14 protein-coding genes are annotated in these 18783 nt (G+C 70.0%); 8 read left to right on the plus strand and 6 right to left on the minus strand.

Annotated elements, in window-relative coordinates:
- Positions 1-66 precede the first annotated feature (66 nt).
- Entirely contained in the window at positions 67-1098 is a 1032-nt protein-coding gene (gene gnd / locus ACYR7D_RS04875) for a phosphogluconate dehydrogenase (NAD(+)-dependent, decarboxylating) (RefSeq protein WP_459548432.1), read from the plus strand.
- 247 nt (positions 1099-1345) lie between these two features.
- Here the strand turns inward: gnd and ACYR7D_RS04880 are convergent, their stop codons facing one another.
- Entirely contained in the window at positions 1346-2638 is a 1293-nt protein-coding gene (locus tag ACYR7D_RS04880) for an acetyl-CoA C-acetyltransferase (RefSeq protein WP_459548433.1), read from the minus strand.
- Positions 2639-2817: 179 nt separating this feature from the next.
- Here ACYR7D_RS04880 and ACYR7D_RS04885 point away from each other — a divergent pair, with 179 nt between their 5' ends.
- Positions 2818-4176, plus strand: coding sequence for a 3-oxoacyl-ACP reductase (locus ACYR7D_RS04885; protein WP_459548434.1), 1359 nt, complete (start codon positions 2818-2820; stop codon positions 4174-4176).
- Positions 4176-5042, plus strand: coding sequence for a MaoC/PaaZ C-terminal domain-containing protein (locus ACYR7D_RS04890; protein ID WP_459550020.1), 867 nt, complete (start codon positions 4176-4178; stop codon positions 5040-5042). The genes ACYR7D_RS04885 and ACYR7D_RS04890 overlap by 1 nt, the downstream gene beginning before the upstream one ends.
- A 167-nt stretch (positions 5043-5209) precedes the next feature.
- On the opposite strand, the gene ACYR7D_RS04895 is transcribed toward ACYR7D_RS04890, so the two are convergent.
- A complete protein-coding gene (locus tag ACYR7D_RS04895) occupies positions 5210-6385 on the minus strand; it encodes a PorA family protein (RefSeq protein ID WP_459548435.1) in 1176 nt (391 codons plus the stop codon).
- Positions 6386-6587: 202 nt separating this feature from the next.
- Between ACYR7D_RS04895 and ACYR7D_RS04900 the strand changes: the two genes are divergently transcribed.
- Entirely contained in the window at positions 6588-7823 is a 1236-nt protein-coding gene (locus ACYR7D_RS04900; RefSeq protein ID WP_459548436.1) for an acyltransferase family protein, read from the plus strand.
- A 12-nt stretch (positions 7824-7835) separates the two neighbouring features.
- Here the strand turns inward: ACYR7D_RS04900 and ACYR7D_RS04905 are convergent, their stop codons facing one another.
- The 3 genes from ACYR7D_RS04905 to ACYR7D_RS04915 all read right to left on the minus strand — a co-directional run bounded on the left by ACYR7D_RS04905 (position 7836) and on the right by ACYR7D_RS04915 (position 11073).
- The gene (locus ACYR7D_RS04905; RefSeq protein WP_459550021.1) at positions 7836-9011 is read right to left on the minus strand and encodes a DUF5685 family protein; all 1176 of its coding nucleotides are present in this window, start codon (positions 9009-9011) and stop codon (positions 7836-7838) included.
- A gap of 118 nt (positions 9012-9129) precedes the next feature.
- A complete protein-coding gene (locus tag ACYR7D_RS04910) occupies positions 9130-9753 on the minus strand; it encodes a TetR/AcrR family transcriptional regulator (RefSeq protein WP_459548437.1) in 624 nt (207 codons plus the stop codon).
- 150 nt (positions 9754-9903) lie between these two features.
- The gene (locus ACYR7D_RS04915; protein WP_459548438.1) at positions 9904-11073 is read right to left on the minus strand and encodes a glycoside hydrolase family 3 N-terminal domain-containing protein; all 1170 of its coding nucleotides are present in this window, start codon (positions 11071-11073) and stop codon (positions 9904-9906) included.
- Between the two features lie 102 nt (positions 11074-11175).
- On the opposite strand from ACYR7D_RS04915, the gene ACYR7D_RS04920 reads away from it, so the two are divergent.
- The 4 genes from ACYR7D_RS04920 to ACYR7D_RS04935 all read left to right on the plus strand — a co-directional run bounded on the left by ACYR7D_RS04920 (position 11176) and on the right by ACYR7D_RS04935 (position 17501).
- Positions 11176-11688 carry a universal stress protein gene (locus tag ACYR7D_RS04920; RefSeq protein ID WP_459548439.1) on the plus strand — a complete coding sequence of 171 codons (513 nt, stop codon included), beginning with the start codon at positions 11176-11178 and terminating at the stop codon, positions 11686-11688.
- 30 nt (positions 11689-11718) lie between these two features.
- Positions 11719-12819, plus strand: a complete 1101-nt coding sequence (locus tag ACYR7D_RS04925) for an isochorismate synthase (protein ID WP_459548440.1) — start codon at positions 11719-11721, stop codon at positions 12817-12819.
- A gap of 165 nt (positions 12820-12984) precedes the next feature.
- Positions 12985-13155, plus strand: coding sequence for a DUF2613 domain-containing protein (locus ACYR7D_RS04930; protein WP_459548441.1), 171 nt, complete (start codon positions 12985-12987; stop codon positions 13153-13155).
- A 68-nt stretch (positions 13156-13223) separates the two neighbouring features.
- Positions 13224-17501: an alpha-(1->3)-arabinofuranosyltransferase gene (locus ACYR7D_RS04935; protein WP_459548442.1), complete on the plus strand. Its 4278-nt coding sequence runs from the start codon at positions 13224-13226 to the stop codon at positions 17499-17501.
- On the opposite strand, the gene ACYR7D_RS04940 is transcribed toward ACYR7D_RS04935, so the two are convergent.
- The gene (locus ACYR7D_RS04940) at positions 17458-18669 is read right to left on the minus strand and encodes a polysaccharide biosynthesis protein (RefSeq protein ID WP_459550022.1); all 1212 of its coding nucleotides are present in this window, start codon (positions 18667-18669) and stop codon (positions 17458-17460) included. The two genes, ACYR7D_RS04935 and ACYR7D_RS04940, sit on opposite strands and share 44 nt — an antisense overlap.
- Between the last annotated feature and the right edge of the window lie 114 nt (positions 18670-18783).

Here is an 18783-nt window from a genome sequence, read left to right on the forward strand (position 1 = left end):
TCCACCGGCGGGCACAATCGGTATCACATGCGTTCCGGGCTCCTACCCACGCGAAGGAGACGCGCGATGCAGTTGGGCATGATCGGCCTCGGCCGGATGGGCGCGAATATCGTGCGCCGGATCGTCGCGAACGGCCACACCGCGGTGGGGTGCGAACGCCGCGCCGACGTCATCGACGACCTCGCGGCCGAATTGGGCGGTGGCTTCCGGGGCAGCACCGACCTCGCCGAATTCGTCGCCGCCCTCGACACCCCCCGGGTGGTGTGGGTGATGATCCCCGCCGGCCTCACCGGAGGCGTCATCGAGCAACTGGCGGATCTGCTCGCGCCCGGCGATATCGTCATCGATGGTGGGAACAGCCGCTACCACGACGATATCGCCCGCGCGGCGAAGCTGGACCCGCTCGGTATCCACTATCTCGATATCGGAACCTCGGGCGGGGTGTTCGGCAGGGAACGTGGTTTCTGTCTCATGGTCGGCGGTGCGGTGGAGCCGTTCCGGCATATCGAACCGTTGCTGCGGGCCATCGCGCCCGGCGTCTCGGCCGCCCCGCGGACCCCGGGGAGAACCGGGGAACCCACTCCGGCCGAGCAGGGCTACCTGCACTGCGGTCCGGCCGGGGCCGGCCACTTCGTGAAAATGGTGCACAACGGCATCGAATACGGCGTCATGGCGGCATATGCGGAAGGATTCAACATTCTACACAAGGCCGACCACGGCGACCGGGCGACCGGCGCCTACTCGGCGGAGGAGACACCGCTCGAGCATCCCGAGTACTACCGCTACGACATCGATATCGCCGAGGTAGCCGAGGTGTGGCGACGTGGCTCGGTGGTGGCCTCGTGGCTGCTGGATCTGACCGCGGCCCAACTACGCGCCGACCCCGGTCTGGACTCCTTCGGCGGACGGGTCTCCGACTCCGGCGAGGGTCGCTGGACCCTGGACGCGGCGGTCGATATCGGCGTACCGGCGCCGGTACTCGCCGCGGCGCTGTTCCAGCGCTTCGGCTCGCGCGGCGCATCGGAGTACGCCGACAAAACCCTGTCGGCGATGCGCGAGGCGTTCGGTGGGCATCATGAGCTGCCCGAGACGGAGTAGACCGCTTTCTCCACACCACACGGAACGGGCCGATCAGCCTATGGCAGTACCGGCACACGGCGGGTGTCCCCCCGGCGGACGCGGCCGTCGGGATACCCCGCCGGCCACGCGGACGCCGGCGCACCACGACCGCCGACGAATCGGCGCGCGGAGCCCCCGACCCCTCGACCGGGGCGCCGCGACCGGCCGCGCCGACACGCCGGGCACGCGCGGCCCCTCTTCCGAGGGGCCGCGGGACCCGGTGGGGTCAGCGCTCCAGGATCGCGACCACGCCCTGTCCACCGGCGGCGCAGATGGAGATGAGCGCCCGGCCGGAGCCCTTCTCCGCCAGGAGCTTCGCGGTCTGGGCGACGATCCGGCCGCCGGTGGCCGCGAAGGGGTGCCCGGCGGCCAGCGAGGAGCCGTTCACGTTGAGTTTGGTGCGGTCGATGGAACCGAGAGCCCCGTCCAGCCCCAGCCGCTCCTTGCAGTACTGATCCGATTCCCAGGCCTGCAGGGTGGCCAGCACCACCGACGCGAAGGCCTCGTGGATCTCGTAGTAGTCGAAATCCTGCAGGGTGAGCCCGTTGCGGGCCAGCAACCGAGGTACCGCGTAGGTGGGAGCCATGAGCAGCCCGTCGGGCCCGTGGATGTAATCGACGGCGGCGACTTCGCTGTCCACCAGCCGAGCCAGCACCGGAAGGCTGCGCTCGGCGGCCCATTCCTCACTGGACAGCAGCACGGCCGAGGCGCCGTCGGTGAGGGGGGTGGAGTTACCCGCGGTCATGGTGGCATCGCCCAGCTTCACACCGAAGACCGGTTTCAGGGTGGCGAGCTTCTCCAGGGAGGAATCCGGCCGCAGATTGTCGTCGCGGGTCAGCCCGAGGAAGGGGGTGACCAGATCATCGAAGAAACCACGTTCGTAGGCGGCGGCCATGTTCTTGTGCGACAGGTAGGCGAGCTCGTCCTGCGCCTCGCGGGCGATACCGAACTCCTTGGCCGTGACGGCCGCGTGCTCCCCCATCGACAGCCCGGTGCGCGGTTCGGCGTTGCGCGGGATCTCGATACCGATCATGCCCGGCCGCAGCTGGCCCACCAGTTTGAGACGTTCGGCGTTGGTACGGGCACGATTGATCTTCAGCATCCATTCGCGCATCCGCTCGCTGACGCCGATCGGCGCGTCGGAGGTGGTGTCGGTACCGCCGCCGATTCCCGCCTCGATCCGGCCGGCCGCGATGGCGTCGCCCACGGTGACGATCGCCTGCAGACCGGTACCGCAGGCCAGCTGCAGATCATGGGCCGGGGTGTAGGGGCTGAGCCGGCTACCCAGCACGCTCTCCCGGATCATGCCGTGCTCGCCGACCCGCTTGAGGACCGCGCCGCCGGCCACCATGCCCAGCCGTTCGCCCTGCAGATTGAAACGGCTCACCAAGCCGTCCAGGGTCGCGGTGAACATGTCCTGGTTGGAGGCCTGCGCGTACGCCTTGTCGGAACGCGCGAAGGGGATGCGGTTACCGCCGAGGATGGCGACCGGACGTGTCGAACGGGGTGTGGTGGTCACTCGGGTCTCCCAGGTTGTCGAGGTGGCGAGATGGTCGGGTGCTCCGGCCCCGGGCCGCGGTACCCAGCCGCGGCGCCGACGCCCGCCCGCGATCGGTTTACGATAAACTTACTCCGGAGTAAGTTCAATGTCGACACCGGTACCGACACCACAACGAGCAACAGGAAAAGGTGGGAACAGTGGCAGCCAAGAGCAAGGGTGCACCCAACCTCTACGGATCGTTCGTCAATTCCGCGCCGGGCGGGTTCCTCGCGAACAAGCTGGGCCTGCCGAAGCCGGAGAAGTTGCGCCGCTACGTACCCGGTGAGCCGCCGCTTCCGGGCCCGGTACTGCTGGGCGGCAAGGGCCGGGTCGCCGAACCGCTGCGCGCGCTCCTGGCCGACGACTACACCTTCGCCGATTCGCCGGCCGCCGGCACCAAGTACGGCGCGCTGGTCTTCGACGCCACGGGGATCGGCAGCATCGAAGACCTGTCCCAGCTGTTCGAGTTCTTCCAGCCCGCCATGCGCAGCATCGCCCCGTCCGGCCGGGTGCTGGTCATCGGCACCACCCCGGAACTGGCCGGGACCGTGGACGGCCAGATCGCACAGCGGGCGCTCGAGGGCTTCACCCGGTCGGTGGGCAAGGAACTGCTGCGCGGCGCCACCTCGCAACTGGTGTACCTGCATCCGGAAGCCGCCCCGGCGGCCACCGGGCTCGCCTCGACGCTGCGGTTCGTACTCTCGGCCAAATCGGCGTTCGTGGACGGTCAGGTGATCCGGGTCGGCAAGGACGACGCCGTCGCCCCGGCCGACTGGAACCGTCCGCTGGACGGGAAGGTCGCCGTGGTCACCGGAGCGGCGCGCGGTATCGGCGCCACCATCGCCGAGGTCTTCGCCCGCGACGGCGCCCAGGTCATCGTGGCCGATATCCCGGCCGCCGGTGAGGCGCTGGCCGAGACCGCCAACAAGGTGGGCGGTACCGCGCTGGCATTGGATGTCACCGCACCGGACGCCGCCGAACGGCTCGCCGAATTCGCCACCGAACGGTTCGGCGGGATCGACATCATCGTGCACAACGCCGGTATCACCCGGGACAAACTGCTGGCGAACATGGACGCGGGCCGGTGGAACGCCGTGCTGAACGTGAACCTCGCCGCTCCGCACCGGATCACCCAGGGCCTGGTTGCCTCGGGCGCCCTGAAGGAGGGCGGCCGGGTGATCGACGTATCCTCCATCGCGGGTATCGCCGGCAACCGGGGCCAGACCAACTACGGCGCGTCCAAAGCCGGTGTGATCGGCATGGTGAATGCCGAGGCGCCCGCCCTGGCCGAGAAGAACATCACCATCAATGCCGTGGCACCCGGTTTCATCGAAACCGCCATGACCGCGGCCATCCCGCTGGCCACGCGCGAAGGCGGCCGGTTGATGGCTTCCCTGAACCAGGGCGGCCAGACCGTGGACGTCGCCGAGACCATCGCCTACTTCGCCAGCCCGGCGTCGAACGCGGTGAACGGCAATATCGTCCGGGTCTGCGGCCAGAGCATGATCGGCGCGTGATGACCGAGATCATCACCCTCGACGCACCGCCCAAGAACGGCAGCCTGTACGTGAAGGCGGCACTGGGCGCGGTCCCGGTTCCGTTCGTGTCCGGCCGCAAGGACGCCATCCCGGACCGGGAGGTCCGGCTCGACGGTTTCCGGGTGGATCCGGAGCATCTGGCCGCCTATTGCCGGGCCACCGGCCTGCGCTTCGGGGATACGCTGCCGCTGACCTACCCGTTCGTCATCACCTTCCCGATGGTGATGAAACTGGTGGTGCAGCGTGATTTCCCGTTCGTCGCGGTCGGTGCCGTCCACGCGGAGAACCTGATCGAACGCGGCCGGGAGATCTCGGTGAGCGAACCGCTGGACATCACCGCGCGTATCGAGAATCTCCGCGAGCACCCCAAGGGTCTGCTGGTGGACGCGATCAGCGAGATCCGGGTGGGCCGGGAACTGGTGTGGCGGCAGGTCACCACCTTCCTGCACCAGCAGAAGACTTCGCTGTCGGGCGGTCCGAAACCGGAGCCGAAACCGGAAGAGGTGCCTCCGCCCCCGCTGCGGACCCTGAAGGTGGATCAGCAGACGATCACCCGGTACGCGAACGCCTCCGGCGATCAGAATCCGATCCACACCTCGGCCCTGGGCGCCAAGGCCTTCGGATTCCCCCGCGCGATCGCCCACGGAATGTGGTCGGCGGCGGCGATTCTGGGCAGCCTGGAAGGACGTATCCCCGGCCGCGTCTCCTATGCGGTGAAATTCGGTAAGCCGGTCCTGCTGCCGGCGACCGTGAACGTGTACGCGGATCCGGCCGATGGCGGCTGGGAGCTGGCCCTGCGGCATCCGAAGAAGGGATACCCGCACCTCACGGCCACGTTGCGCTGACCGAGACCCCATCGAGCGGGAAACCCCGCCCCGGGCTTTCCGGGGCGGGGTTTCCCGTCTCCGGCCCGTACGGGCCTTTGCCTACCGGAGGATCCGGTACGAACCCTCACCCATAGACGAAGGCTCCCCGGACCTGCCGTCCGGGGAGCCTTCGCGGTACGTCGGCGCTACAGCTTCTTCGGGAGTTCTATGGTCTCCGTCGGGGCATCGGCGTCGGCGCGCGGGAGGGTGGTGGTCGGCGCGTCCGCGTCGACACCGGTCGGCGCCGATCCGCTCGGCCGCCGGCCCGAGGGGCCCGTGGCGCGAGCCGGCTCACCGGATCCGCCGCCCTTGACGCCGAGCACGATGCCCGCGATCAGGGCGATGACACCGAGGACACCGAGGACGATCGGCAGGATACGGCCGAACAGCGAGAGCTGGTCCATGCTGTCCTTGGCGATGGCGAGCTGCGATTCGACGGTGTCGGCATCGAAGACCATATGCGCCTTGAGAGCCGTCACCTCCTGCTTGTCGGCGCTGCGGCCGTAGAAGATGTTCAGCTGTTCACCACCCTTGACGATGGTGCCGGTCTGCGGCTCGACCCACACATCGCGGGTATTGCTGTAGAAGCGGTACATGGTGACCGGTTCCTCGCCGCCCTCGACGCCCCATTTGGCCGCGGGCAGGCTCAGCTTGTTCGTCGGGGCCTTGTAGACCTCCGCGAGGTTGGTCACCGGCACCTGCTGCTGGAAGTGGTAGACCGTGGTCCCGTTGATCTCGGTCTCCTCCTGGAACACCATATCGGTGGTGGTCCGGGCGAGGACGTCGAAGTACGGGTAGTTCTTCTTCTCGGTGCCGATCGGGAACCGGTACTGCAACCCGGCGCGGTGCACCGGATCGGCGATGCTCTCGCCCTTGGTATTGGTGGTCATCGCGATCGAGCCGTTGGGGTCGGTGGAGACGGGCTCACCGGTCTTGCGGTCGATGGTGACCCGGTCGACGTAGGCCGTCAGCACGCCGGTATCACCCGCCTTGTCGATCCGGCGCAGCGTGTTACCACCCTGGACGGTCATCTCCTCGGCGTTGGAGGGATCCTCGACGGTCAGGAACCGCTGGGAAACCAGCGGAACGTTCTCGTCGACCTCGGCCGAACGCCCTTCCTGGGTCAGCGAGGTGGAGTCCAGTACCAGACTCTCCTCGTCTTGCTGGTTGACCGCGACCGTGGTGATCTCGAGATCGAGAGGAGTCTTGGCCATCTTGCCGACGGTGTAGGTAGGAATCATCAGCGCGGCAACGATCAGCAACGCGCCGAGACCCACGAGCACGCAGGCAACCGTCCTTCTGGTTCCGGCACTCAGTGCCATGCAAAGTCTCCTCGTCGTAGAACACAGGTCGTTCCGCGGGTACAGCGGGGCGCCGCGGCACTCGTGAGCCCTGACACTAACAGCCTGAGGGGTACCCCGGCGCTGGCGAGGCCGGATTAGGACCGAAAACAAAGAGGCTTCCACGCCCATTGTGAAATACCGGTTTCCCCGGGAACCGGCCGGCCCGGCAGACTGGAGCCCGATGACGACCACTCCGATCACCGGACCCGGAGCTCAGCCCACCACCGAATCGGTTCCGGTCACCGCCACGGCCCCCGGTCCGGCGACGATCACGCCCGCGGCACCGCCACCCGCGGCGCGCCAGCGGGCCTTTCTACCGGCCCTGGAGGGTATGCGCGGCTTGGCGGCACTCGGGGTGCTGCTCACCCATGTGGCCTTCCAGACCGGTGCCACCTCGATTCCGCTGCTCGGCCGCCTGCTGGAACGCTTCGATATGGCGGTGGCGGTGTTCTTCGCCCTTTCCGGCTTCCTGCTGTGGCGGCCGCACGCCCTGGCCGCCCGCGGACAGGTACAAGCGCCCACCCTCGGGTACTACCTGCGGCACCGGGTCGCCCGCATCGTGCCCGCCTACTGGGTGGTGGTGTGCGCGGTGCTGCTGTTGGTACCGGCCGCCGCCGATACCGCCGGCCTGCAGGTATGGCTCTCCAACCTGCTGTTGCTCCAGGTCTTCGTGCCCCTCACGCTGACCGACGGCCTCACCCAGATGTGGAGCCTGTCGGTGGAGGTGGCCTTCTACCTCGTACTGCCGCTGCTGGCATGGCTGCTGCACCGGTTACGCGGGCGCGCCGCCCGGGCGCGGGTACCGGCGGTGCTGGCGCTGGGGCTGATCAGCCTGAGCTGGAACTTCATCCCGGTACCGACCCCGAACGCGATCCACGCCGACAACTGGCTGCCCGCTTACCTACCGTGGTTCGCGGGAGGCATGTTGCTGGCCGAACTGCTGTGCGATGAGCGGCGGGCCTCCTGGCGGCGGATCCTGGGCAAGCAACGGTGGATGTGGGCGGTCGCGGGCACGGCGTTCGTGGCCTCCGCGACCGACCTGGGCGGGGTCGCCGGGCTCACCCGGGCCGAGCCGTGGCAGTACGCGGCGAAGATGGGGCTGGGGGCGGTGATCGGGTTCGCGCTGCTGGCACCGCTGGTCCTCGGCCCGGCGGAGAGAACCCACCGTTGGCTGACCTCGGCCCCGGCCGCGATGGCGGGGCGCTGGTCCTACGGCATCTTCATCTGGCATCTGGCCGTGCTCTCGGTGATCTTCCCCGTTTTCGGGATCCTGCCCTTCCACGGGAACTTCTTCGTCGTACTGGCACTGACCGTGGCCTTCACGCTGCCGATCGCCGCGGCGAGCCATGCCCTGGTGGAGGAGCCCTGCCGGCAGTGGGCGCGGCGATACGACCGGCCGCGGGCCGAGCGCACCTGACCGGCCCCGCGCTCAACAGGAGCAGTCGCAACAGCAGCCGTCGCATTCGCAGCAGCTTCCGCAGTTCGAGCAGCAACTGGCGCAGTCACAGCAGCTACTGCAGGTGTCGCAGCCGCAACCCTGGTCGATCCAGGATTGCCGCCGTTCACCGCTGCACGGCCGGGTGTGTTCGGCGCAGCAGGCGTAACCGGTGCAGTACTGGGTGAGGATCAGCTGGATCGACTCTCCCACGCCGGGCCGCCGGTTCTGCCCCGGAGGGGCCCCCACATCACCGGAACGACCGGTGAGCAGGTTCACCGCGGCACCGCTCGCCGCGGCCGGCGGCGGCGCGACGCTACGGCCGAGGCGGCGCACCGCCGTGGCCAGCGGGTCCAGCAGGGCCCAGCGCAATGCGGGGACGTGGGTGAGTTCGGCTGTGCGCAGCGTCGCGCGCAGCGCCCGATGAGAATCGCGGACCAGGTCGTAGGCACGCGCCGGCGTCGTTCCGGTGGCGGCGAGCGGATTGAAACGGCCCGCGGCGGTATCGGCGGTGTAATCGGTGAGTGCGTCGGCGAGATGTGCTATCCGCCCGAACTCCGCGCCCGCCGTGCGCAGGGGCTCGGCATTGCCGGGGTGACCGGCCAGTACGGCTGTATGCGCGAAGAACTCGGCGGCACAGCGGCGGCTCGCGACGGTCAGTTCGTCGAGCGCGGCGGTATCGCGGGGAGCGGCGGCGATCCGGCGTTCGGTGGCCGCCTGCGCCTCGACGGCCGCGACCAGCGGCCGGATATCGAGACCGATGGCGGCGGCCCGGGTATGCGCTCCCGCCGCCCAGCCGGTGGCGACCCGGCGCATGGGCCGGTGCAGCCGGGGGCGGGTATCCCCGTCGTCGATATGGTCACCGACCTTGGCGGATCCGAGCAGCAGGGCGGCGGTGGCGGCCAGCTGGACGGGAGCCGAAGCACCCACCGGTACCCGCGCGGTGCGCATACCGCGCAGAGGGCACGGGCCGGCGGTACGCCGCGGCGCGGGATCCGCGGCCTGCGCTTCGGTGAGTATTCCCAGGACGACGGCATCGGTATTGGTGGCACCACGAGCGAGCTGCCCGTTCCCGTCGCGCAGCCCCAGGCACAACCCGCACATATGTGACTGCCAGAGCCCGGGGTCGATCCCGTATCTGGCGGCGCCGTGCCGGCACGGCCGCAACATTCCGAACACTTACCCTCCCGAACGGGCCCGGACCACGGCACCCGCGCGGGAATCGAAACTACGGAGCCCGGACGGCCCGCGCAACCGCGGAAGCGGTTGCGCGGGATGCGGTTCCGGACTATTCGGGCATTTCGGCGCTCTCCACGGGGCCGGGCTTACGGCCGGACAGCCCCCGCCAGGCCAGCGCGTCGAGCAGGTCCACGGCCTCGGCCACATCGATACGGCCGCTGGCCACGGTATCGGCGATCGCCTCACCGGCACCGATCACCGCGACGGCGACGATATCGAAATTGGTGCCCGGTTCGGCGTGCTTGGCGCTGGACTCCAGGAGTTTGGCGGTGAGCTCGATGACCCGCTCGCGGGCGTTCTCGATTTCGGAGGCGAAAGCCTGCTGGCCGAGTGCCTGCCGGTAGAGGACCTGCCACGAGTTGCGGTGGGTGTCGACGAACCCGAGGAACCCCTCCAGGGCGGTGCGCAATTGTTCGTGCGGGCTGAGCAGCGGGTTACCGGCCGGAGCGACGGATTCGAGGAAGCGCAGCCCCTCACGCTGGATACACGCGCGGAAGAGTTCGTCCTTGGAGCCGTAGTAGAGATACAGCATCGGCTTGGATATCTCGGCTTCGGCCGCGATGGCGTCCATGGAGGTTTCGTGGAAGCCCTTGCGCGAGAAGACTTCGACCGCGGCGTCGAGCATCTGCTGCTCACGCACCGCCCTCGGAAGTCTCTTCGTACCGCCCGCCATCACGTCTCCTACCGCATCGAGCCCTTCATATTACTCCAAAGTAAGTTCCGCGGGACCGGAACACCGGCGGACCATCCGCGTCGATGGATTTCCGGAATATCCGGCGCACCCGCAAGGCACCGGCCACGACCGCACAGCCGCGACCGCGAATCAGCAGACGCGCGCGACCTGCTTGTAGTCCGCCATACGCAGTACCGAGGCATCCACCCGCTCCATCGGCAGGCGTCCGGTCGCCACCGCGTCCTCCAGGCGGTCCAGCACCCGTCCGACGGCCTCGGTACTGATCCACAGAGCATTGTCGGCACCGGCCACGAGCGTGGCCTCGACCGCCTCCTCGATGGACATCCGATCGGTGATGGCGGCCATACCGCTGAGATCGTCGGTGAAGACGACACCCTCGAACGGGGCCGCACCGTAACCGGAACCCTGGCGCAGCAGGGTCATGACCTCGGGGCTGATACTGGCGGGCACGCCCGGAGTGGTCAGGCCGGGCACATCCAGATGGCCGACCATCACGGCGGACCCCGAATCGATGAGCTCACGGAACGGCACCAGATCGCGGGTACTCAATTCCGACAGCGGCGGAACCTGGACCGCGCCCAGATGGGAATCACCGGTACTCGACCCGTGACCGGGGAAATGCTTGAGCACGGTACCCACGCCCACCTCGTGCATGGCCCGGATATAGGCGTCCGCGTACTCGGTGACGACCGCCGGATCGTCGGAGAAGGAACGGTCGCCGATCACCGAATCGTCGGATTGGGAACTGACATCGATATCGGGGGCGAAATCGACGGTGATACCCAGGTCGCGCATGGCACGGGCGCGCTCCAGCGTGGCGGTGTAGAACTCGTCGGGCGTCATGGTCTGGGCGGTGACGCGGGCTGAGGGGGCGGTCCCGATGAGGTTGCCGAGCCGCGATACCCGGCCACCCTCCTCATCGGTGGTCACCATGAGCGGCACCTTCGCCGCGGCCTTCACCTGTTCGAGCCCGCCATCGGTCAGAATGGACTGATCGGTCCAGCTGCCCACGAAGATACCGCCGACCCCATGGTCACGCACCACCGCCAGCGCGTCCTCGGTGCCGGTGACCCCGACGGTGAGCAGCTGCCCGAGCTTCTCCCGGGTGGTGAACTGCCCCAGGTAGGTGGCGGCGCAATCACCTTCGGTGGTGGTCGGCTCGGGTACGGCGCCGGCCGTGGTCTCGGGGCTGCCACCGACCGGTGTGGTGGTTGCGCCACCACCGGCACTGTCACCACCGGAGCACCCGGCGGCGAACACGGCGAGCACCGCGAACAGGACGAACGGAATCTTCCGCATGCCAAAACGGTAGCCCCCACGCCGCGGTCGCGGAACCTCGGCTCGACCGACACCGCGGAGTAACCTGTAGACACCGGTCAGGAACCCGCTCTGGAGGTCGCCATGCCCTGCGATCTGATGCTCATCGCCTACGACGGTTCCGAACACGCCAAGCGAGCGATCGAATACGCCGGCCGCTTCCTCACCGCCGACCGTGCCGTGGTGCTCACCGCCTGGGAGCCGATGGTGCGGCAGGCCGCGCGTATCTCGGGGATCTCCGGAATGGTGCAGCCGGAATGGGTGCCCGACGAGGAACTCGAGGATATCGCGTACACCACCGCGCGGGAGATCAACGCCGAAGGCGTACACCTGGCCGGGTTGGCCGGCCTGAACGCGGAAGCGCGTACTCAGGAGTTCGCCGGTAGCGCCTGGCACGCGATCGTGGAGGCGGCCGACGATCTCGACGTGGACATCATCGTCGCGGGCACCCGGGGCGCCACCGGGCTGCGGGCCCTGGTGCACAGCAGTGTGGCCGATGCCGTGCTCAAGCACTGCCATCGCCCGGTCTTCCTGGTGCCGCCGATCCAGCGGGCCGGCGCCCGGACGGACGGACGTAACGATCACGCGGCGAAGTAGCGCCCGCGGGCGGCACACCACGGTCGGCTCATGACCGGATTCCTACTCGCCCGGCCCGACGGCGTGCTGTGCGCCGACGGGATCCGCGCCGGGTACCGCGACCCGTGGCAGGCGGTCGAGGCCCTCCGCGACGGCACGGCCACGGCCGTGACCGGGGCCCTGCCGTTCGATCCACGCCGACCGGCCGCACTGGTCGAACCGGCCGAACTGCGGTACACGGCCGGACCCCGCCGCCCGGCCGCGCTCCCGGAGCTGCCCCGGGTGCATGTGGTGAACGAACTACCGAGCCCGGCCGAACACCGCGCGCGGGTGGCGCGAATAATCGAGCTCCTCGACGATCCCACCCAGCGGCTGCGGAAGGTGGTGGCGGCGCGTTCCGTGCTCGCCGAAGCCGAGGCGGCACTGGACCCCGAGGTGGTCGCCGCCCACCTGCTGGTCCGGCATCCGCGGGCGAACGTTTTCACCGTGGATCTCACCCCCGCCGGCCGGGAAGGGGCGACCCTGGTGGGCGCGAGTCCGGAGATACTGGTGGATCGGCGCGGGCCGGTGGTCGAGGTTTTCCCGCTGGCCGGTACGTCACCGCGGCTGCCCGACCCCCGAGCCGACACCGCGGCGGGCGAGCGGCTGGCGGCCAGCGTCAAGGACCGGGCGGAACACGATTTCGTCGTCGACTGGATCGCCGAACGGCTGGCCCCGGTATGCGCCTCCCTCACCGTTCCCGCGCGCCCGCGACTGGTGCGCACCGCCGATGTCTGGCATCTGGGCACTCCCGTCCACGGAGTGCTGCGGGAACCGGAACCCAACGCCCTGGAACTGGCTCTGCTGCTGCACCCGACCCCCGCCGTCTGCGGTACCCCGACCGCGGCCGCTCTCGAATACATCACCACGTTCGAGGAGGACCGCGGGTTCTACGGCGGGGCGGCCGGCTGGTGCGACAGCAGCGGCGACGGTACGTGGGTGGTGGCGATCCGCGGCGCGGAACTCGCCCCCGGCGGACGGTCACTGCGCGCCCATGCGGGCGGGGGGATCGTCGCGGCCTCGGATCCGGACGCCGAGGTCGCGGAGACCACCGCCAAACTGCATACTCTGCTGGACGCGCTGAACTGCGCAGTTCCCCCCGGTCCGGAGTGAGGAAGCAGGCGTATCCGCCTCCCGGCTCCGGCCCCGTACACCCCGTGGGCGGCTCACCTCCGACAGCAGCCGGCGGGAGGAAACTCCGGGCGGTGCGTGCCCGGCCCCGGCCGGGGCTGCTAGGTTGGGCCAGATATCTGCCTGCTTCGAGTTTGGAGTGCTGCGATGAAGTTTGCTGTCCCCGGTGCCGCGAGCGCGGTCGGCGGCGCCCTGATCGGCGCTGTCGCGGTCTTCGCCATCACCGCCGCCCTGCAGCAGAACACCCGGCCGGAGGTCGATCGCAGCGGAAACGCCGACAGCTCGCTGCTGAACAGCGTCGAATACGGCAAGCGCTGAGACCCCACCCGACTTCGTACCGTCCCCGCCGGCACTGTCCGGCGGGGACGCCGAACGCCTGACCCACGGTGCCAGCTCAGTCCGATCCCGCCGAGCCCGCCGCGGCGGCCGCCCGACCGACACCGGACCAGGCGCCCACCGATGAGCTGGGCCGCCGCTGGCTGCTGGGCTCGGCGCTCGTCGCTTTCCTGCTGAGCTTCCTGCAGGCCCCCGGGCTCACCGTCGCCGATACCAAGTACGACCTGGCGGAGAATCCTCTCGGATTCCTGTCCCGGGCCGCGCACCTGTGGAGCAGTCAGGCCCCGATGGGCCAGGTACAGAACCAGGCCTACGGTTATTTCTTCCCGCACGGCGCCTTCTTCGCGTTGGGCGATTTCCTGCACGTTCCGGGCTGGGTGACCCAGCGGATCTGGTGGGCGCTGCTGCTGCTCGCCGGCTTCTGGGGCGTGGTCAAACTCTGTGAAACGCTCGGAATCGGCCGTCCCGGTTCCCGGGTCGTCGCGGCCGCGGCCTACGCGCTCTCGCCCCGGGTGCTGACCACACTGGGCTCGATCTCCTCGGAAACCCTGCCCATGATGCTGGCGCCCTGGGTGCTGCTGGCCCCCGCGGCGCTGGGAACGGCATACCGGCGGCACCGCCGGGGCGGTGCGCGGTCACCGGCTGGCAGCGCCCTGGCCCTGGCCCTGATGGGCGCGGTGAACGCGGTGGCCACGGTGGCCGCTTTCCTGCCCGCGCTGCTCTGGTGGGCGACTTTCCGGCCCGGCCGGGCCTGGTGGCGGTTCACGCTCGCCTGGGTTCCGCTGCTGGTGGCGGCGGTGGCCTGGTGGGCGGTACCGCTGCTGCTCCTCGGCCGGGTGAGCCCGCCGTTCCTCGACTACATCGAATCCTCCGGGGTGACCACCCAGTGGGCGTCGCTCGGCGAGGTACTGCGCGGCACCGACAGCTGGACCCCGTTCGTCTCCCCGGAACGTATCGCGGGCGCGGTCCTGGTCACCCAGCCGGCCGCGGTGCTGGCCACCGGATTGATCGCCGCGGCGGGGATGGCGGGCCTGGCTCTGCGATCGACGCCGGCGCGTGGCCGGCTCGTGCTGATCCTCTGCGTCGGCCTCACCGGCATCTGCGCGGGCTACGTGGGGCAGCTGGGCGGTCCTTTCGCCGAATCGATCCGTATCTTCCTCGACTCCGGTGGCGCGCCTCTGCGCAATGTGCACAAACTCGAGCCGCTCATCCGGCTACCGCTGGTTCTGGGCCTGGCGCAGCTGCTGGCCCGGGTGCCGCTGCCCGGTTCGGTGCCGCGGACGGCCTGGAGCACCGCCTTCGCGCATCCGCACCGGGACCGGCGGGTCGCGGTCACCATGCTGATCCTCGCGGCCATCGCGCTGTCGACCTCACTGGCCTGGACCGGCAAACTCGCCCCGCGCGGCGCCTACGACCGGGTACCGGCGTACTGGCAGCAGACCGCGGACTGGTTACGCGCCAATGCCGCCGACACCCGTGCGCTGGTGGTGCCGGGAGCACCGTTCGGCAGCCAGGTGTGGGGACTGACCCGGGACGAGCCCCTCCAGGCCCTGGCCGCCACGCAGTGGGCGGTCCGGGACGCGGTGCCGTTGAACCCGCCCGGCACGATCCGGGCGATGGATTCGGTGCAGCGTCTCATCGCCGACGGGCGGCCCTCGGCCGGCCTGGCGCCCGCGTTGCGCGGGCAGGGAATCGGGGTGCTGGTCCTGCGCAACGATCTGGACCCGGATACCTCCCGGTCCACGCGGCCGCTACTGGCACACAGTGCGGTGGAGGGCTCACCTGGATTGCGCAAGGTAGCCGAATTCGGCAAGCAGATAGAAAACGATTCCGGGACAGATGGTTTCGTGGTCGACGCGGATCTGCGACCCGCATACCCCGCCGTGGAGATCTACCGGGTCGACGCCCCGGATACGGGTACCCCGATCGAATTACGCGGCGGCACCGGAGCGCCCGCGGAATTCCCCGGCGCCTACACCGTCCCGCTCGCCTCGGTCCCGGTGGTGCAGGGAGCACCGGAAGTTCTGGAACGGCTCCACCGCGACCCGGCGACCTCGCACGAACCCACTCTGCTGGCCGCCGACGCCGCGGCCGCGGGCCTGCCCGTGGGCCCGGTGACGGTAACCGACACCCCGATGAACCGGGAAACCGATTTCGGCAAGGTCGACAACCACAACTCCGCCCTGCGGGCGCCGGGCGACGCCCGCCGCACACATAATCTGGTACCCGACTACGATGTGCCCGGCGCCGACCGCGTCCAGGGCGGTTGGACGGGCGCCACCCTCACCGCCTCCAGCTCGGCGGCCGACGCCACCCAGATCGGCGGGGCCGCCCCCGGCAACTCGACCGCCGCGGCCGTGGACGGCGATCCGGCCACCGCCTGGATCAGCAATGCCGCCGAATACGCACTGGGCCAATGGCTGCGGCTCGACCTCGATACCCCGTTCCGTTCCGGACTGCTGCGGTTCACCACCACCCCGGCCGCCATCGGCGATCCGGTGAAATGGGTGGAGGTACGCACCAACAACGGCAGTGTCTCCGCCCGGATCGGTAAACCGGGCGAACCCGTTTCGGTGGCCCTCCCGGTGGGTTCCACCGAATGGATCCGGATCACCGCCATCCGCACCGAACGGGGGAGCACCGGCGGCCAATTCGGTATCAGCGAGCTGAGTGTCGACGACTACACCGTGCGCGAGGCACCGGTCCCGGTCGAGATCCGGCACCGCACCGTCCTTCCGGACACCCCACCGGGCGCGTTCGTCACCGCCTGGGATCTGGGACAGGAATTCCCCGGCCGCAGTGCCTGTTTCGAATCCCCCGACCGGGTGCGCTGCGGGAAAGGCCTGGCGCTGGCTCCGGAAGAACTGGGCACGTTCAGCCGTACCCTGTCGGTGCCGGAGCCGGTTTCGGTCGAACCCCGATTGATGGTCCGCCCCCGGCAGGGCCCCGCGCTGGAGGCTCTGCTGACCGATCCCGCCCGCCCGGTCGCCCGCGGCGCATCCGATGTGGGCGACCTGCGCGGTTCCGCGTTCGCGGCGACCGACGGTGATCCCCGCACCAGCTGGACCGCCCCGGAGGACACGGTCCGCGACACCCTCGGCCCGAAACCGAACCTGACGATCGAACTTCCCGAACCGGCGCTGGTGACCGGACTGGAGCTGACCCCGTCCCTGGGTGGCCTACCCGCGGCACCCACCTCCGTCGCGGTGAACCTCGGCGGCGGCCCCCAGCTGCGCGAGATCGCGGAGCCCGGCGAGACCTCCCGGATCGACCTGCACCCCACGGTGACCGACCGCATCGAACTGAGTATCCGGAGCTGGGAATCGGTCCTGGACCGGACCGCCCTGGGCTACCACCAGCCGCAACCTCCCGGGCTGGCCGAGGTGAACGTGCTGGGACCGCGGTATCCGGCACCGGCACCGGCGGACCGGCTGGTGACCGTCGGCTGCGATACCGGCCCGACCATAGCGGCCGGGGGGCGGTTGATACGAACCAGCGTGACCGCCACCGCCGGCCAGCTGAGTTCCGGCGCACCGGTTCCCGTGCAGCTCTGCCCCGACTCGCCGATGGGACCGCAGCCGCCGACGACCGGGCTTCCCGCCCCACAGCCGCTTTCCCTGCCGACCGGCGAGGTCGACGTGCTGGTGGCCCCGACGGAACTGTTCTTCGTCGATCGGCTGCGGTTGGTGAACACGCAGCACGCGCCCGCTGTCGCCGATAACGGAACCCAACTGCTCACCCTGCCGCTCAGCACCAATATCGGCTGGTCCGCGCATACTGCCGACGGCCGTGAACTCGAACCGGTCGTGGTAGACGGTTGGCAGCAGGGTTGGCTGCTACCGGCCGGAGCCGCGGGTCCGGTCACGGTTTCCTTCCCGATCGACCGCTGGTACCGGCTGGCGATATTCGGCGGTCTCCTGCTGTTGATTCCCCTTCTCGCCCTTGCGTTTCCGCGCGGGCCGCGGGTACCCGCCGCCGCACCGGCACCGGCGGTTCGTTCGTCGCGGCTCCCGAGCGCCCTGGCACTGGTGGCCGCCGCGACCCTGATCGCCGGCCCGGCGGGCACGGTGCTCACTCTCGCCGGTCTGGCCGCACTGCGCTTCGTACCCGGTATTCCACGGCGCGGACCGGCGGCCGTCGCCGGAATCGGCACCGCCCTCTCCGCGGCCGCGCTCTCGACCGGGCCGTGGCGGATGCCCGGCGGTTATATGGGCGATTCCCTGTGGGTACAGATCCCCGCGCTGGTGGCGGTGATCGCGGTGGGTCTGGCCGCGCTACCGCCGGTCAGGCGGCCACGACCGCCGGGCGACGCACCGCCGCCCGGATGACCAGCACCGCCACCACGGCGGTGGTCACCGCGGCGACAGCTGCCGCGGTCGAGATGAGCGCGGTGACGGTGCTCGCCAGGGTGAGCACGAGCACCACTTCGAGGGCCAGACCGGCCCACGCGAGCGCGGCGAACGCCGTACGGTTCACCGCGATAGCCGACAGCAGCGCGCCCTGGAGTACCGCCAGGACGGCCCCGTGCAGCGCGAACAACCACAGCAGGCCTTCGATCGGGGCATAGTCGCGGCCCGCGAACAGGGGGGCCAGCGGCGCGGCCACCGCGGCGCCCAGCACCGCGCACACTCCCACCCCCGAGAGCACCGCGAGTGCCGAACGCACCGCCGCTGCCGAGGACGCCGGCCGCGCCATCCGCGGATACAGGACCACTCCCACCGCCTGCGGCAACCAGAACGCGATCTTGGTGGCGATGGTGCCCAGCGCGTACCTGCTGGCGTCGGGCTCGTCCAGCACGATCCGCACCACGATCAGATCGGCGGAGGACAAGGCCATCAGTGCCGCCTGCACCTGCGCCGCCTGCAACACCGCGAGCACCCCCGCGAGGCCGCGGCCCGCCGGTTCCCGGTTCGGGAGGCCGGCATCGGCGGACAGGACAGGCATCGTATCGCCGAGCGATCCGGCCGGGCCGATACCGCGCGCCGCGCCGGCCACCAGCCGCGCGTACACCGCCGCCGCGCCGATACCGGCGGCGGCCGCCCACAGCGCCGGAGTGGCGCCCCCACCGCAGGCCAGCACCACCAGCGCCGGGAGCACCTTCGCGATACCGGTGATCCCGAGCACCAGCGCCAGATCCCGGAACCGGCCACGGCCCTGGAGCACCCCTTGCTCACCGGCCAGCACCACGAGCGCGGGCGCCGACCCCAATGCCGCCGCCGCGGCCGCGATATCCACCTCCAGCACCACGCTCACCACCGGAACGAGCACCACCACCGCGGAGGCCACCAACAGCGCACACCGCCAGCGCAGCGCCCGCAGGCCGGCGGTATCGGCTCCGTGCACGAGTTCGCGCGCCACCACGTTCTGCAACGCCAGTGCCGGTACCGCGCACAGCAGCTGCACGGCGAGCAGACTCGCGAATTCGCTGTACCCGGCCACCCCGAGCCAGCGTCCGGCCAGCAGTTGCAGCAGATAGCTCGCGATATTGGCGGTCATCGCCCCCGCGGTCACCAAGGTCATGTCCGCCACGGCGGGGAGACGGCGAACGAACTGCACGTGGGCAAGTGTCCCACCCGGCCCGGTCGTATACCGGTCCACCCCGCTGCGCGG

This window comes from Nocardia sp. X0981 (assembly GCF_977089955.1).

Excerpts from the sequence above, each read along its gene's own strand:
- gnd (WP_459548432.1), top strand. The coding sequence starts at position 67 with ATGCAGTTGGGCATGATCGGCCTCGGCCGGATGGGCGCGAATATCGTG.
- ACYR7D_RS04890 (WP_459550020.1), top strand. The coding sequence starts at position 4,176 with ATGACCGAGATCATCACCCTCGACGCACCGCCCAAGAACGGCAGCCTG.
- ACYR7D_RS04895 (WP_459548435.1), bottom strand. The coding sequence starts at position 6,385 with ATGGCACTGAGTGCCGGAACCAGAAGGACGGTTGCCTGCGTGCTCGTG.
- ACYR7D_RS04900 (WP_459548436.1), top strand. The coding sequence starts at position 6,588 with ATGACGACCACTCCGATCACCGGACCCGGAGCTCAGCCCACCACCGAA.
- ACYR7D_RS04905 (WP_459550021.1), bottom strand. The coding sequence starts at position 9,011 with ATGTTGCGGCCGTGCCGGCACGGCGCCGCCAGATACGGGATCGACCCC.
- ACYR7D_RS04910 (WP_459548437.1), bottom strand. The coding sequence starts at position 9,753 with ATGGCGGGCGGTACGAAGAGACTTCCGAGGGCGGTGCGTGAGCAGCAG.
- ACYR7D_RS04915 (WP_459548438.1), bottom strand. The coding sequence starts at position 11,073 with ATGCGGAAGATTCCGTTCGTCCTGTTCGCGGTGCTCGCCGTGTTCGCC.
- ACYR7D_RS04920 (WP_459548439.1), top strand. The coding sequence starts at position 11,176 with ATGCCCTGCGATCTGATGCTCATCGCCTACGACGGTTCCGAACACGCC.
- ACYR7D_RS04925 (WP_459548440.1), top strand. The coding sequence starts at position 11,719 with ATGACCGGATTCCTACTCGCCCGGCCCGACGGCGTGCTGTGCGCCGAC.
- ACYR7D_RS04930 (WP_459548441.1), top strand. The coding sequence starts at position 12,985 with ATGAAGTTTGCTGTCCCCGGTGCCGCGAGCGCGGTCGGCGGCGCCCTG.
- ACYR7D_RS04940 (WP_459550022.1), bottom strand. The coding sequence starts at position 18,669 with ATGACCGCCAATATCGCGAGCTATCTGCTGCAACTGCTGGCCGGACGC.